General features: G+C 34.3%; 12 protein-coding genes. 6 read left to right on the plus strand and 6 right to left on the minus strand.

The window, feature by feature from the left end; all coding sequences use genetic code 11:
- Positions 1-19 precede the first annotated feature (19 nt).
- Both ACWGOQ_RS18035 and ACWGOQ_RS18040 read left to right on the plus strand, forming a co-directional pair.
- A complete protein-coding gene (locus ACWGOQ_RS18035) occupies positions 20-361 on the plus strand; it encodes a DUF2853 family protein (protein WP_378291208.1) in 342 nt (113 codons plus the stop codon).
- 111 nt (positions 362-472) lie between these two features.
- Positions 473-1,306 (plus strand): CvfB family protein, encoded by an 834-nt coding sequence (locus ACWGOQ_RS18040; RefSeq protein WP_452057846.1) that lies wholly within the window; start codon positions 473-475, stop codon positions 1,304-1,306.
- 41 nt (positions 1,307-1,347) lie between these two features.
- On the opposite strand, the gene ACWGOQ_RS18045 is transcribed toward ACWGOQ_RS18040, so the two are convergent.
- On the minus strand, positions 1,348-1,842 hold the full coding sequence (locus ACWGOQ_RS18045; protein WP_452057845.1) for a hypothetical protein: 495 nt from the start codon (positions 1,840-1,842) through the stop codon (positions 1,348-1,350).
- Positions 1,843-2,008: 166 nt separating this feature from the next.
- Between ACWGOQ_RS18045 and ACWGOQ_RS18050 the strand changes: the two genes are divergently transcribed.
- From ACWGOQ_RS18050 to ACWGOQ_RS18060, 3 genes are read left to right on the plus strand one after another with little or no spacing between them, the layout of a single operon-like run.
- Positions 2,009-2,851 (plus strand): 1,4-dihydroxy-2-naphthoyl-CoA synthase, encoded by an 843-nt coding sequence (locus ACWGOQ_RS18050; protein ID WP_452057844.1) that lies wholly within the window; start codon positions 2,009-2,011, stop codon positions 2,849-2,851.
- Positions 2,852-2,883: 32 nt separating this feature from the next.
- Positions 2,884-3,687 (plus strand): hypothetical protein, encoded by an 804-nt coding sequence (locus ACWGOQ_RS18055; RefSeq protein ID WP_452057843.1) that lies wholly within the window; start codon positions 2,884-2,886, stop codon positions 3,685-3,687.
- A 36-nt stretch (positions 3,688-3,723) separates the two neighbouring features.
- Positions 3,724-4,341, plus strand: a complete 618-nt coding sequence (locus tag ACWGOQ_RS18060; RefSeq protein ID WP_452057842.1) for a hypothetical protein — start codon at positions 3,724-3,726, stop codon at positions 4,339-4,341.
- A 5-nt stretch (positions 4,342-4,346) separates the two neighbouring features.
- On the opposite strand, the gene ACWGOQ_RS18065 is transcribed toward ACWGOQ_RS18060, so the two are convergent.
- Positions 4,347-6,761, minus strand: a complete 2,415-nt coding sequence (locus ACWGOQ_RS18065; RefSeq protein WP_452057841.1) for an alpha-ketoacid dehydrogenase subunit alpha/beta — start codon at positions 6,759-6,761, stop codon at positions 4,347-4,349.
- A 491-nt stretch (positions 6,762-7,252) separates the two neighbouring features.
- Here ACWGOQ_RS18065 and ACWGOQ_RS18070 point away from each other — a divergent pair, with 491 nt between their 5' ends.
- On the plus strand, positions 7,253-7,957 hold the full coding sequence (locus ACWGOQ_RS18070; protein WP_452057840.1) for a hypothetical protein: 705 nt from the start codon (positions 7,253-7,255) through the stop codon (positions 7,955-7,957).
- Between the two features lie 6 nt (positions 7,958-7,963).
- Here the strand turns inward: ACWGOQ_RS18070 and ACWGOQ_RS18075 are convergent, their stop codons facing one another.
- From ACWGOQ_RS18075 to uvrA, 4 genes are all read right to left on the minus strand, one after another.
- Positions 7,964-10,756 carry a gluzincin family metallopeptidase gene (locus ACWGOQ_RS18075; RefSeq protein ID WP_452057839.1) on the minus strand — a complete coding sequence of 931 codons (2,793 nt, stop codon included), beginning with the start codon at positions 10,754-10,756 and terminating at the stop codon, positions 7,964-7,966.
- Between the two features lie 29 nt (positions 10,757-10,785).
- Positions 10,786-12,036: a T9SS type A sorting domain-containing protein gene (locus ACWGOQ_RS18080; RefSeq protein ID WP_452057838.1), complete on the minus strand. Its 1,251-nt coding sequence runs from the start codon at positions 12,034-12,036 to the stop codon at positions 10,786-10,788.
- A 38-nt stretch (positions 12,037-12,074) separates the two neighbouring features.
- A complete protein-coding gene (locus ACWGOQ_RS18085; RefSeq protein ID WP_452057837.1) occupies positions 12,075-12,764 on the minus strand; it encodes an LOG family protein in 690 nt (229 codons plus the stop codon).
- Between the two features lie 98 nt (positions 12,765-12,862).
- A complete protein-coding gene (gene uvrA / locus ACWGOQ_RS18090; RefSeq protein WP_452057836.1) occupies positions 12,863-15,703 on the minus strand; it encodes an excinuclease ABC subunit UvrA in 2,841 nt (946 codons plus the stop codon).
- Positions 15,704-15,714: the final 11 nt, after the last annotated feature.

Here is a 15,714-nt window from a genome sequence, read left to right on the forward strand (position 1 = left end):
ACTAAAAACTAATCATCCTATGAGTAAAAGAGACGAATTAATTACTAAGTACGCTGCTGATATTAAAGATAAAATTGGTCAAACACCAGATATGGATTTTTTAACTAAAGTTACCATTGGTTGTGGACCATCAATTTATAATAAAGATGCTGCAACTGTATCTGGTAGTGACGCTGCAGAATTAGAAACAGTTAAGAAAAATTTCTTAATCAAAAAATTAGGTCTTTCTGATGGACCAAAATTAGATGAAGCAATTGCATCTGTTATGGATGCATACGGCAAGTCTAATAGAAATAAGTATAGAGCAGTAGTATATTATTTATTAGCAAAACACTTCAAAAAAGAGTCTGTATATAAGTAAAATAATAGGTCTGTTTGTAAAGTAAAAGAGGTGTTTCATTTAGAAGCACCTTTTTTATTTTAATTTAACAGAAAGGAGATTAAAGAATTATCTTTGCGCAAAAAATAGATTATGTTGAAACTTGGTACATACAATACACTGGAAATAGTTAGAGAAAGAGATCAGGGAGTTTATCTTAGTGATGACGATGGAAATGAAGTGTTATTACCCAATAAGTATGTACCAGATGAATTTATGATCAGGGATGAGGTAAAGGTATTTTTGTATCTGGATCACGAAGAACGAATCGTGGCTACCACAATAGAACCTTTTGCGACCGTTAATTCATTTGCTTATCTAAAATGTACAACGGTTTCTGATATTGGAGCTTTTGTAGATTGGGGATTAGAGAAGGAGCTTTTTGTTCCGTTTAGAGAACAAGCTTCCAAGATGCGAGTAGGTAGTTGGTATCTGATATACGTATATTTGGATAAAGAGACAAACAGGCTTGTAGGTTCGAGTAAAACCAATGCTTTTTTGGATAATTCTCTGGTATTATTATCTCCATTTGATGAGGTAACACTTATTGCTTCACATCCGTCACCTTTTGGTTGGAATATGATCGTAAATCAAAAACATTTGGGTCTGGTGTATGAAGATGAAATTTTTCAGAAAATTACTCCAGGCGATCAGTTAAAAGGTTTTGTAAAAAAAGTTCGTCCAGATGGTAAAATAGATCTCACCTTACAAAGACACGGATACAGGGCCATAGAACCCAATGCACAACAGATACTTGATGAGCTAACATCAAATGGTGGATTTATTGATCTTAATGATAAATCCGATCCTAACGATATTAAAGAAGTTTTTCAACTAAGTAAAAAAAGTTTTAAAAAAGCGATAGGATCTTTATATAAAGCAAAAAAAATAATTATAGAAAAAGACGGTATTCGATTGGTAGAATAAAACTCTTTAGAAGAATACTGTTATTCAAAAATACTTAAATCCTAATTGTTGTTTCTGCCTCTAGCGATAAGCGGTAACCCAGTAACAGGACAATAAATCCCTGTGTACGTACTGGCATCTTTATATGCAGTGTTTTTTACACCTCCACTGGTAGTATTACTATTATACCCACCATTACCATTACCAGTGATGGTTATGTTTATATCGTTTTTGGTCTTGGTAGGAATGGAAACAGCATAATCAGACTGTATAAATTTATTTTCAGGAAGAAGTAGGATAGGTGTTTCGTCTTTTAAACGTTGTTTACGTAAGTCGACTGCCAAATTGATTTCCATTAGTCGATAGTGTCCTATAGATATTTCAGGCCTTGTATGTGAAAGTGACGGAATAATCTCCTTATGTACAATAGAGTATCTATTATGGTTTTCAGATAACTGCGTGTTCAGGGTTTCCCATTCAATAGATAAAGATACTTTTTCTTGAGCAAAAGTAATACAACAGAAACTAGTGAATAACAATCCTAAGAAGATTCTCATAATTTTTACTTTATATTCTTGATAAAAATATCAAAAATCGTGCAAAACCACTGTTAATTTAATCAAAATCTAAAAAATCATCCCCTTTTTACTCGATTTAACTGCATAATTGATGTAGACAGATACGATATATTATATTATTTTTGATAGCACTAAAAAAAATATAATGAGTTCAATAAATTGGAAAACTGTAAAAGAATACAAAGATATAACTTATAAAAAATCAGATGGTGTAGCTAGAATTGCATTTAACAGGCCTAATGTCCGTAATGCTTTTAGGCCTAATACTACTAGTGAACTGTATGATGCTTTTTATGATGCACAAGAAGATACTTCTATCGGAGTAGTACTGCTTTCTGCAGAAGGGCCTTCTACAAAGGACGGTGTGTATAGTTTTTGTAGTGGAGGAGATCAGAAAGCGAGGGGGCATCAGGGATATGTAGGGCAAGATGGTATGCATCGACTAAATATTCTGGAAGTGCAACGATTGATTCGGTTTATGCCAAAAGTAGTTATTGCGGTAGTACCTGGATGGGCTGTCGGAGGCGGACATAGTTTACATGTCGTTTGTGACCTGACACTGGCAAGTAAAGAACATGCTATTTTTAAACAAACCGATGCAGACGTTACCAGTTTTGATGGTGGATATGGTTCAGCATATTTAGCGAAGATGGTAGGACAAAAGAAAGCCAGAGAGATTTTTTTCTTGGGAAGAAATTATTCTGCACAAGAAGCGTACGAAATGGGAATGGTAAATGCAGTAATACCGCACGATGAGCTGGAAGAAACAGCGTACCAATGGGCGCAAGAAATATTAGAAAAATCTCCAACATCTATAAAGATGCTTAAATTTGCAATGAATCTTACAGATGATGGTATGGTCGGACAACAAGTTTTTGCGGGAGAAGCTACACGACTAGCTTATATGACCGAAGAGGCGAAAGAAGGGAGGAATGCATTTTTAGAAAAACGGAAACCTGATTTTAAAAATATCAAATGGATCCCATAGTTTTATTTTAATATCTGTTTTATAAATTTAAAATGAAAAGCAAGGAAGACGAGCTATTATCGGTACAATACCGGATTGAAAAATCAGGAATGAAACAGCAAAAGCTGGAGAACCGCCTTGTTTCCATTTCGGAGGAACTCAAAAGAAGTAAGCGAAATAGCCTAATTTTTATAATCTTTTTTCTCACTGTTGTTATAGTAATGGGAGGAGGGATGTATTATTTAAGTCGTGATAATACAACAATTTCTGAAGACCCTGCAGAAAATGTGCGAGTTGACCTATACCAAATCAAGAAAGATAACGACTCGTTGCAAAGCGAATTAGTAAAACTTAAGTCTGATATTGCGGATTATAAAAGAGGATTGACCACAGTCGGAGATATCGATATTGGGACAACTAAGTTAATAGGTACTAAAGGTATTTCTAATGAGGCAACAAAAGATAGTTTAAACAAGATAAAATTTGAAAGAAAACATTGCTATGTTAAAAATGTTTTTAGGAATAATGGTGTAATTTTTATTGAAGTTGATTTTATAGAATATTATAAAGGAAAAAAAGCCGTAGAAAAAGCTAAAGAAAATAATGAGGCTGAATATGATATAGATAAAAATGGGGATACTTTGTATTTTTTGTATAATAATTATTATGTGTCCAATGAAAATTCTAAGCTAAGAAGGTTAGAATTAAATGATAAAGCTCGTATTCAGGATATTAACCAAATATCCAAAGGGTTTCCTTTAAAAGCTTTTCAAAAAATCATAGCAGAAAATCCTATTATGGTTTTAGATCTAGACGACGGAATCGTATATAAAATTACTAAACAAGAATTGCCATAAGATAAAACCACTCTTAATAACCTAACCCCAACGAAGATGCCAGATATCAAAAATGAAGATCTTTTATCATTACATTATCAGATTGAAAAAGCTGAGGTGGAACAAAGAAAATTAGAAAATCTTTTGAATGATAGATCAGCAGAACTTAAAAAAAACAGAGCTTCTAAAATCTTGTTCAAAGTGCTTTGTTCGTTCTTACTAATTACTACCTTAACATTATTGATATATCTGATATTTTTGGGCGATTCTAAAGGAGATAGTAATGAGAATGAAGAAAATAAAGAATTCTCATCTTTTCAATCGGAAATCAATGGTCTTAAATTTCAACTGAGTCAATTAAAAAAAGATCAAATTGAACTCAAAAAATTAAATGATTTATATTTATATAGAAACTTAATCAACAAGGACACTGTATATTCTGTACAGATTCAGTCTTTTACTAATGATGAAGTTTCTTTGGTTTCCGAAAAATTCACAAATGCTCTGGTTTATAGTGATACCTCTTACTATAAATTGAGCTTAGGGATATTTGAAACACTAGCTGAAGCACAGGAATTCAGAAAGATTTTGTTGCGTTCTGGTATTGTCGATAAGAATATTTTTGTAATCTCTTACCAAGAAGGAAAACGTATACAAATAGAAAATCCTTTCTAATTTTATTATCTTAGTTTAGGATATTCGCTGGGATTTACCTCATTCATAATATCGTAAACTTTCTCGAAAATATCTTCGGTCGATGGTTTACTGAAATAATCTCCATCGGTACCAAAAGCAGGACGATGTGGTTGTGCACTTAATGTTTGTGGTTCACTATCCAGATACTTATAAATATTCTGCTCATCAATAAGTTTATGCAATATATAACCGGTTGCTCCGCCAGGAACATCTTCGTCAATAATCATGATTCTATTGGTGTTAGCAACGCTCTTCACAATGTCGTGCTTCAAATCAAATGGAATTAAGGATTGTACATCGATTACCGCAGCACTGATACCAACAGACAACAATTCTTTTGCTGCTTGCTCTACCAATCTTAAGGTGGATCCGTAGGAAACTAAAGTAATATCACTTCCTTCTTTTACAGTTTCAACAACACCAACGGGCGTTCTGATTTCGGACAGGTTCATTGGCATCTTTTCTTTAAGACGATAGCCATTCAGACATTCAATTACCACTGCTGGTTCATCACTGTCCATCAAGGTATTATAAAATCCAGCTGCTTTTGTCATATTTCTTGGTACTAAAATATGAATACCGCGTAATAGATGAATCAATCCACCCATTTGCGAACCAGAATGCCAAATACCTTCTAATCGATGTCCTCGTGTTCTAACAATCAAAGGTGCTTTTTGTTTTGCAAATGTTCTGTAACGTAAGGTCGCAAGATCATCACTTAATCCCTGAATACAGTAGAGAATATAATCGAGGTACTGTATTTCTGCAATAGGTCGCAGACCACGCATCGCCATACCAATACCTTGTCCAATAATCGTTGCTTCTCGTATTCCGGCATCAGAAATTCTGATTTCTCCAAATTTTTCTTGTAATCCTTCCAATCCTTGGTTTACATCGCCAATTTTACCACTATCTTCTCCAAAGATTAAAGATTCAGGAATTCTACTGAATAGTTGATCAAAATTATCTCTAAGGATTACACGCGCATCTACGATTTCTGCATTTTCTGCATACTGAGGCTTTACTTCTTTGATTTTAGTTACATTGCTATCAAAATCATTATAAAGGTGATCACTATACTTAGGTTGTATTTCGTTTATATAGTTATTTATCCAGTTTTGAAGATCGGTTTTTTCAGTAAAGTCTTCTCTAACCAAATAACGTAAAGCTCTTCTGGTTGCTTCCAGAATATCCTTACGGGTAGGCTCATCTTTGTCAGCTAATGTTTTTACCAGAGGAGAAATAAAATTCTTATTCGTACTTTTTGCTTCTACTGCTTGTAACTTAACAAGGGCTTTTTCTTTTTCTGCTTTAATTTCGGATATAAAGGCGTTCCAAGCATTAGTTTTACCTTGTCTTACGGTTTTTTTACACGATTTTTCTAATTCCAGTAATTCATCAGCAGAAGCAATATTATGCTCAATGATCCACTCTCTGAATTTTTTATTACAGTCGTGCTCACGCTCCCAATTTAATCGTTCTTCATTTTTGTATCGCTCGTGTGAACCTGATGTAGAATGACCTTGGGGCTGTGTTAATTCTTTTACGTGTACAATTACGGGAACATGATGCTCTCTAGCTAAATCCTCTGCAGTTTCATAAGCTTCTACCAATGCTGGATAATCCCAGCCATTTACTACAATGATTTCATATCCATCGTTTTTTTCATCCCGTCTGAACCCTTCCAGAATTGCGGATATATTTTCTTTAGTGGTTTGGTGCTTTGCATGTACCGAGATGCCGTACTCATCATCCCAAATGCTTATAACCATCGGTACTTGTAAAACGCCTCCTGCGTTTACAGTTTCCCAGAAAAGACCTTCACTCGTACTTGCATTCCCTATAGTTCCCCAAGCTACTTCATTTCCTTGTATTGAAAAGTTCGAATATCCCGCCACACTTTTTTCATTACGATATACTTTAGAAGCTTGTGCTAAACCTAATAATCTAGGCATTTGACCAGCAGTAGGAGAGATATCTGAGCTAGAATTTTTTTGTTCTGTCAAATTTTTCCAAGAACCATCATCATTTAGACTGTGCGTGGCAAAGTGACCACCCATTTGTCGACCTGCAGCAAAAGGTTCCTTTTTAATATCTGTATGCGCATATAGACCTGCAAAAAACTGTTCTACAGTGTATTGATCTATTGCCATCATAAAAGTTTGATCCCGATAATAACCAGATCTAAAATCGCCATTACGAAAAACCCTGGCCATTGCTAACTGAGGTAGTTCTTTTCCACCACCAAAAATTCCGAATTTAGACTTTCCGGTAAGTACTTCTCTTCGCCCCAATAAACTACACTCTCTACTAATTAAAGCAATTTTGTAATCTCTAAGTATTTGACTTTGATACTCTTCAAAAGAAATATTAGATGTAACTGTTGTTTCAGGCTGCATGTGAACGAAGTTTTACGGTGTGCAAATTTAGCTAAAATTCGGGTCATTTCCAAGAGAGGAAGTATTAAAGTTGTTGTGAAATATTCATGTAAATTAACGTTTCATTGATGAATTCTTTTTTTATTAGGTTATTTTAAAGGTTGTTTGATAAATATTCAAAATTTTCACATTTACTATTTCTCCATATATGACTGCTTTGTTCACTAATTTTATTGTGTGCTATAGATTGAATTGATATTTAATAAAAATCTTGTGTATGAATTCAATTGATTTATTTTTAGCAACTTAACATTTAAATTTTGTTCATAATTACAGATAATCTAGGATCGATTAAGGTTCTTTTTATACATTACATACTGCTTTATGTTAATGTTTGTAGCGATCTTAAATAGCCTGAAAAGAGTAAACTCTAAACAAATAGTGGCAATCGTTGTAGGTTAAAGAAGGATTTTTTATACATTGTGGTTCATCCTTAGATATAACCAGATTTTTTGAAAATAAAAAGACTTACCGATATAGTATTCTATATAGCTTTTGCAGTGGTTATTATAATTACTGTTTTTTTTGATCGAAATTATTTAGTCTTCGCATTGCCTCTAATGATTGTTTCTGTTGGGATCATATATTTCGAACGTTCCAAAAAAATAAACGTATGGTATGTACTTAGCTTGATTACTATGATGCTCTGTGATGTTCTAATTTATTCTGATTTTGAAGCAAATTTTTCAGTAATTTGTTTGGTGACATCAGTGTATTTTATTTTCTCCACTCTTGCGTTAAGAAAACATTTGTTATTTAGAACTATGAAAAAGAGCATATTCTTGTCAACCCCCATCTTAGTTTGTGCTGCATTAATTTTATATTTAATTTATGCTATTTCTCAATTATTGATAGAGGTAGTAATAGAAGCAATTCCAGAAGTTATCTTTTGTTTATTTTGTTCTACTACTTATAATTTGGTAGCATACGCAATCTACATGCAAGATATGTACAAAAATGGTTTACAATTATTAATAGTAGCTTTTTTATGCATATTCATAGTAGCGCTTTTGCCAATCAATGAACTATTCTATCCTAGTGATATATTTACTGTCTTTGTTAATATTGCACACGTTTTGAGCTTGTATCTTTTCATGAAATTTCTGGCAGAAACTACATCAGAAAATGATACAGCTATAAATAAAAAGTACTTATGATGTTTTTTAATACCACTCCCTGGTAAAAAGGCCTATAAGTGTTTGTGGACTGAGGGTGATGATAAATCTAATTTTTTCATCGTAATTGGGTTGATTTATTTCAAAACCATTATTTGATACTACTGGAAAGAAAAGCTCAAAATAATCTGCTACCAGACTTACCCGAACTCCTGCATCATATACAAACTTTGGAGATACTCCTTTGTTTTTAACAAATCCCGCATCTCCATAAGCATAGATCCAATTCCAAATATTGGTATTAGCATTCAGGGTAGTAATCCATTGATTTGCAAAAGGAAATTCTAATTGTGATTTAAAACCTCCTTCAGCAATAATAATTTGCTGGCTAACTAATCCGGCTTCTTCACTACGTCCTAAATAATTAAAATCAAAAAGATAATCAGTAGGGCGATCCAGAGCAAAGCTAAAGAAATCACCATCTTTCTCAGTATCATTATAAATGAAAGCCCCTGCAAACAAACGAAGATTGAGTTGTCTGTTATTTAGGAATAGTTTCCTGTAGTTTATTGTAGTGGATAATTTACTGAAGTTTTTAGCTATTTGATAATCAAATATATAGGAAGTAAAATCTAGTAGATTAAAATCAGAATATCGATACCGCACATTAAATACACTATAATCAGGTGTTTCTACCGGATTGTTTTCATCCCGTTCTCTAAACACATTCACACTGCGTATGGATAACCGTTGTGCTTCATTGGATCGTAAGTCTTGCGGTCTCCAAAAAAAATCAATCGAGGGAGAGAAACGTCTAAACAGTAAATCGGGCGCATAACTAGCCATACTACCGCTAAAAGCATATTTGATTTGATAAAGACCGTGGTCTGCTATTTGATCTCTGTATTGAAAAAAAGCGGAGCCGATTAGTTTTTTGGACAGAAAACCATAACTGGGAGTAATTTTATAATCAAAATCCCTTCTAATAAATGTTTTATTGTAAAACTTCGAGCCAATAGTTAAACCGTCGTACACATTAAATTCAAATTCGGGAATATAAAATACTTGACCGCGAGTAGGGTCTTCAATATCTTGTAAGAACCTAAACTGGATAGGTTTATTAAAAATCCATTTTAAATTTCTATGGTTATTTCTTCTATTTAATTCAGGAATATTTTGGTCATAATCCAATACCAATTTATCAATATCCTCATTAGCAATTTTTACTTTTTTGTTTCCAGTAATATTTTCAACCCAGGTTTTAGAAACCAATTGACCATCTCTTAATGCGGCAATAGAAATAGGCATTGCATTGTTTCTCTTATTTTTTATAGTAACTTCAAGGGAATCCTTTCCTTTTTTTACAGATTTGATTTTGAAATCTAACTTTTCATTGGTAGGAATAAAATCTTCAAAAAACCAATCAATATTTTTTGAAGTCAGATCACTTAATATGTTTTCAAACTCCCTAGAATCGGTAATTTTTAACGTATTGTTTGTGTAATATTTTTTAACAGCTTCTGCCAGGATATTATCATCTTCTAGATAATCTTGTAAATATTTAAATCCAATTCCGGCTTTATAGGCATTCGCAATATTCTTATTGAACTTTATCAGTTTGTCTTGTGGTTCAGATAGAGGCTGGTCCAGAAATAATCTGGCCATATTTTTATATCCTAAAAAGTACTGGTCGTTAAAATCCAGATCTGCCACATGAAACCACCGTATACCTATAACTTTACTTAAGTTTCCAATAATTTTCATATTTGGATAATACTGCTCTGTATAGGCCATCATTAAATAAATATGAATAGCATCTTTTATCCAGGCATCATATCTGGGATTTATAAGCAATGTTTTTTCGAGGTAACTTTCCGTAATAGACTTAAGCTGTTTTATTTCGTATTGAAAACCGTCAGGAAATGGCCTTAGGATATCTGGCAATTGATTTAGACCATAAACAGGATTATTTTTATAGTCATTTTCTGAAACCATAATTTTATTAAAGGGGTAGGGGCCTAATCTTTTTTCCAGAAATTTAATAATTCGTTTGGTAGCCACACTTTTCATTTCTGGCATCAAATCATTATCTTCTATATTACTAATAAGTTTCACACCATTCATTTTAAAATCGTAGAATGAATTGTTTAACTCTAGATACACATTTGCTTCAACGCTTTTTTTACGTGTTAATTGAACAGTTTTGGTAGGAGCATCAGGTGCAATTGATTCTTCCTGATCAAATTCGCTGGTAAGATGGTATTCTGATGGGATGGTAAAGTTTATGGTATAATCTGCTGTTGGAGCATAAAGGTCATCAAGGTATTTATGACTATATACATTCCACTTAGTTGTATACACCGCTGGTATGATATACCAGTATTTTAAACTAAAATTCCCATTTTCGTAATATCCGTAACGAGTAAATTTTTCACTAGGTAATTTTACTTTGTATTGTAATCTAAAGGTAAAACTAGCTCCCGGATATAGAGGTTGATCCATTTCGACTTTTAGGATATCCGGAGTTTGGTTATAGCGCATCCAGGTTAGATTCCTTGCTAAGGTATCTTTAATAGACTCAATAGACGTTGATCCACGTTCTTCATCTTTTGCATAATAAAACCTTTTCAGGAAATCTTCAGAAAAACGTTCGCCCAAAGGTGTTGTCTTACTTTCAAAACTATTAGCCCAGTCATGAAAAAATAGTGCTTTCAGGGTGTCAGGAGAAGTATTGGTATAGGTTATTTCCTGTTCTATAGCAATTGTTTTCTTTTCTGCATCCAATATTGCATCAATCGCAATGCTATGCTGAGCCGAAGCGACTTGCAGGATCAGCAACATAATTATGATATGGAATAGTCTGGAAAGGCTCAATGTTTCTTTATAAATTTTATGGTATCACTCGTCGTATTTACAGGAACTAGATAGTAGAGTCCAGCACTTAATTCAGACACTGAAACCGTCGTAATGTTATTGCCTTTTGCCGAAAACGATTGTATTTCCTGCCCCATAGTATTATATATTTTAAAATTAACCGTCTCTGGATTATTATGGATCTGTAAAGACAATTGATCATCAATTATAGTACCATTGTTTAATTGTATGATACTTTGAGTTGCTACAAATTCTGGAGTGCTAAGAAACTGTTGATTTGCTTCTAATTCCATAACTACGGGTAGGTGATCGCTCATCGTGTATAATGCATCTCTTACTGTGCTATCATAGAATCCAGTACAATCTACAGCATCAATTCTCTGATTATAGCAATTACCGTTATTACCATAGGCAAGGTAACTATTAGGAATGTAACTTAATTCTGTACTATTCACCATGTTTTCTGATATCAAAATAAAATCAAATCGATCATCCAATCCACCGCCGCTGCCAAAATCATCAAACTCGTCGCTATTTAGCCGAGTACTTTGTGTATGAATATCTGTAAACGTGTTATTACTGGTCCAATTACCAGGGGTTTTGATAGGATCAACCATTGTAATTTTATTATTCATATCCAGCAACTCCTGATATGCAGGTTCATTAGAAGAATACAGATTTAAGTCACCTGCAAAAATAACATAATCATTTTCATCTAAATTAGCGTTGTTATCTGTAAACGCTTTTACCATATTCAGGCGTTTTGTTTCATTGTCCGCACCTCTGCTCGCTTTAAGATGTGCTACAAAAACTTCTATTCTGATAGGGTTATTCATTTGGTCCTCAGAGATCAATTCTAATGTATACCAATTAATATCCCTAATTGTTGTGGTTAGTCTTTGGCTTTGGATCAAAGTAAACTTTTGATTGTTGTAATACAGTAATTGGTGTAGGTTAACGTCAGAATTAGAAAAATTACTCAAGAAAGGAGCACTCGAATAGGTAGTACCATCATCATTTAGAGAACTATTCAGTATTTCATTTCCACCTTCCTCTGTTTCTAATTCACAAATCATAAAAATATCAGGCTCATAACTATCGATAATTGTTTCTAATATTTCCTCTCTGTTATCTGGTGGAGCAGCAGGGTAATTTAATACATTGTAAAACATAGTTTTAATAGTCGCCTGCCCAAAGGATATTTGGGAAATACAAAATCCTATTATATAAAATAAGGTTCTTTTCATTGTTGAGTTTGTTGAGTTTGTGCGAAAAGAGAAGACAATTAAAAATTGGGACTTAAATTATATTTACCATAGAACTTATCTAATATTTGTAATACTTCTTCTGGTGTATCTACTACATGAATTAAATCCATATCTCCGGGACTAATATTTTCAAATTTATCTAACAGGGTACTTTTAACCCAATCAATTAGTCCCCCCCAGAACTCCGTACTTACTAATATGATAGGAAATATGGCAATTTTTTTAGTTTGTATTAGAGTGATTGCTTCAAAAAGCTCGTCTAACGTCCCAAATCCTCCTGGCATTACTACAAATCCTTGAGAGTATTTTACAAACATTACTTTGCGCACGAAGAAATAGTCAAAATCCAGACTTTTATCACTATCAATATAAGGATTATCGTGCTGCTCAAAAGGTAAATCTATGTTTAGTCCCACAGATGTTCCTCCACCAAGGTGTGCTCCTTTATTACCTGCTTCCATAATACCCGGACCACCGCCAGTGATCACTCCGTATCCATGTTCTACGATCTTTTGGGCTACATCTACCGCTAATTGATAATACGGGTTATCCGTTTTTGTTCTAGCAGATCCAAAAATGGATACACAAGGCCCAATTTTACTCATTTTTTCGAATCCACTTACAAATTCGCCCATGATCTTAAAAATTGCCCAAGAGTCGTTGGTCTTTATTTCATTCCATCCTTTATGGCGTTGTTCTTTTCTCATACATTCTTGTTTTACCTTTTCAGTACATAACTGATAAAGCTTTTATGGTTTGTTTATTTTACTAATGAAGCACAATACCCAATGCTTTATGAATATAATTAGTTGCCGGCAACTAATTCTTTCTTCAAAAACTTGGCGGTATAGCTCTTCTTGTTTTTAATAATTTCTTCCGGAGTTCCTTTTGCTACAATTTCTCCACCATTTTTTCCTCCTTCATATCCGATATCAATAATAAAATCAGCCATTTTTACAACATCGAGGTTGTGTTCTATAATTAACACAGTGTTTCCTTTATTGACTAGCTCATTTAATACTTCCATTAATACTCTGATATCTTCAAAATGGAGCCCGGTAGTGGGTTCATCTAATATGTAAAAAGTATTTCCGGTATCTCTTTTAGACAATTCTGTAGCCAGTTTAATACGTTGTGCTTCGCCACCAGATAATGTAGTGGATTGCTGGCCCAAGGTAATGTATCCTAACCCAACACTTCTTATGGTTTTAAGTTTTCTGAATATTTTCGGAATTTGATCAAAAAAATCACAAGCTTCGTTGATTGTCATTTCTAACACATCAGAAATAGATTTTCCTTTATATCGTATCTCTAAGGTTTCTCTATTAAACCTTTTACCCTGGCAGGTTTCGCATTCTACATATACATCGGGCAAAAAGTTCATTTCAATCACGCGTAAACCACCACCTTTACAGGTTTCACACCTTCCGCCTGTAACATTAAAGCTAAAACGTCCTGGTTTATACCCACGGATCATCGATTCCGGAGTTTTAGAGAATAGGTTTCTTATTTCAGAAAATACTCCGGTATAGGTAGCAGGATTAGAGCGTGGTGTACGTCCAATAGGGGATTGATTGATATCAATTACCTTATCTGCGTGTTCTAAACCTTTGATCTTTTTATAAGGCATTGGTTCTTTAACCCCGTTAAAATAATAAGCATTCAGAATCGGGTAGAGCGTCTCATTGATCAACGTTGATTTACCGCTACCAGAAACTCCAGTGATTGCAATCATTTTTCCTAAAGGAAGATCAATCGAAACATTCTTTAGATTATTTCCTGTGGCTCCGGTTAACGAAATCTTTTTACCATTTCCTTTTCTTCTTGTTGCCGGAACTTCAATTCGCTTTTTACCGCTCAGATAATCAGCAGTTAATGTATTGTGACCCCTTACATCTTTAGGAGTACCTTCGCTTATTATTTCACCACCGTGTTTTCCTGCTCTGGGACCAATATCAATTACATGATCTGCACGCTCAATCATATCTTTGTCGTGTTCTACGACGATCACAGAATTACCAATATCCCGAAGCTGAACTAATGAATTAATCAGTTTTTCGTTATCACGCTGATGCAAACCAATACTTGGTTCGTCTAGAATATAAAGAACACCTACCAACTGAGAACCAATTTGTGTAGCCAACCGAATACGTTGTGCTTCGCCACCAGAAAGTGATTTACTACTTCGGTTTAATGATAAATAGGTTAATCCTACATCGATCAAAAATTGAAGTCTAGCATTGATTTCCTTTAGGATTTCTCCTGCAATTTGCTGTTGTTTTTCGGTAAGTAGCTTCGGAATATCCTTAAACCATGTCGCCAGCTCACTGATATCCATATTGGCCAGTTCTGCTATGTTTTTCTCACCTACTTTAAAATACAAAGATTCTTTGCGCAATCTCGATCCGTTACATTCAGGGCATTGGATATTGTCCATAAAATCCTTGGCCCATCTTCGTAAAGAAGTAGAATCGTTGTTGGTGTAGGTAGTATCAATAAAAGTAGCAATCCCTTCAAAATCAATCTTATATTCTCTGGTAACACCTAATGTTTTACTATTGATACTAAATTTTTCTTTACCTCCATGAAGAATGACTTCCATCGCTTCTTTAGGAATTTTTTTAATGGGATCACTCAGCTTAAAATCAAAACGCTGTGCAATTAATTCCAGTTGCTTGAAGATCCAATTATTTTTTTGGGGTCCCTGCGGAACCAATCCTCCATTTTTAATGGATTTAGATTCATCCGGAATGATTTTTTTGATATTTACTTCATACAGATTCCCGATCCCGTTGCATTTAGGACATGCTCCTTTGGGAGAATTGAAAGAAAAATTGTTGGGCTCCGGATTGGGATAAGAAATTCCGCTAGACGGACACATCAGGCTTCTACTAAAAAATCGAGGCTCTTTAGCATCTTGTTCAATCACCATTAGTATATCATCTCCGTGATACATAGCGGTATTGATCGTTTCCATCAAGCGTTTGGAGTTATCTGTATCATTACTAACCGCCAGGCGATCAATAACAATCTCAATATCGTGTGTTTTGTAACGATCCAGTTTCATTCCCTTGGTGATGTCCCTGATTTCACCATCGGTTCTCACTTTTACAAAACCCTGTTTGGCAATTTGTTCAAAAAGCTCTCGATAGTGTCCTTTGCGGGATCGCACTACAGGAGCCAAGATGTTAATTCGCTTTCCGTTAAAATCAGTACGGATAAGATCTCTGATTTGCTCATCGCTATAGCTTACCATCTTTTCGCCGGTGTTGTAACTGTACGCATCACTACCACGAGCAAACAATAGGCGTAAGAAATCGTAAATCTCCGTAATGGTTCCTACGGTACTTCTGGGACTCTTGCTGGTTGTTTTTTGTTCTATGGCGATTACAGGAGAAAGCCCATCAATTTTATCGACATCCGGTCGTTCCAGACTGCCTAGAAATTGTCTGGCGTAGGCAGAAAATGTTTCGATATATCTACGTTGTCCCTCTGCATAAATGGTATCAAAAGCCAATGAAGACTTACCAGAGCCCGAAAGTCCTGTGATTACTACCAATTTCTCGCGAGGTATCGTCACATCAATGTTCTTTAGATTGTGAACCCGAGCACCTAAAACCTCTATATTTTCATTTGATCCTGCCATAAATTTTTAAC

It is taken from the genome of Aquimarina ulvae (assembly GCF_053613295.3).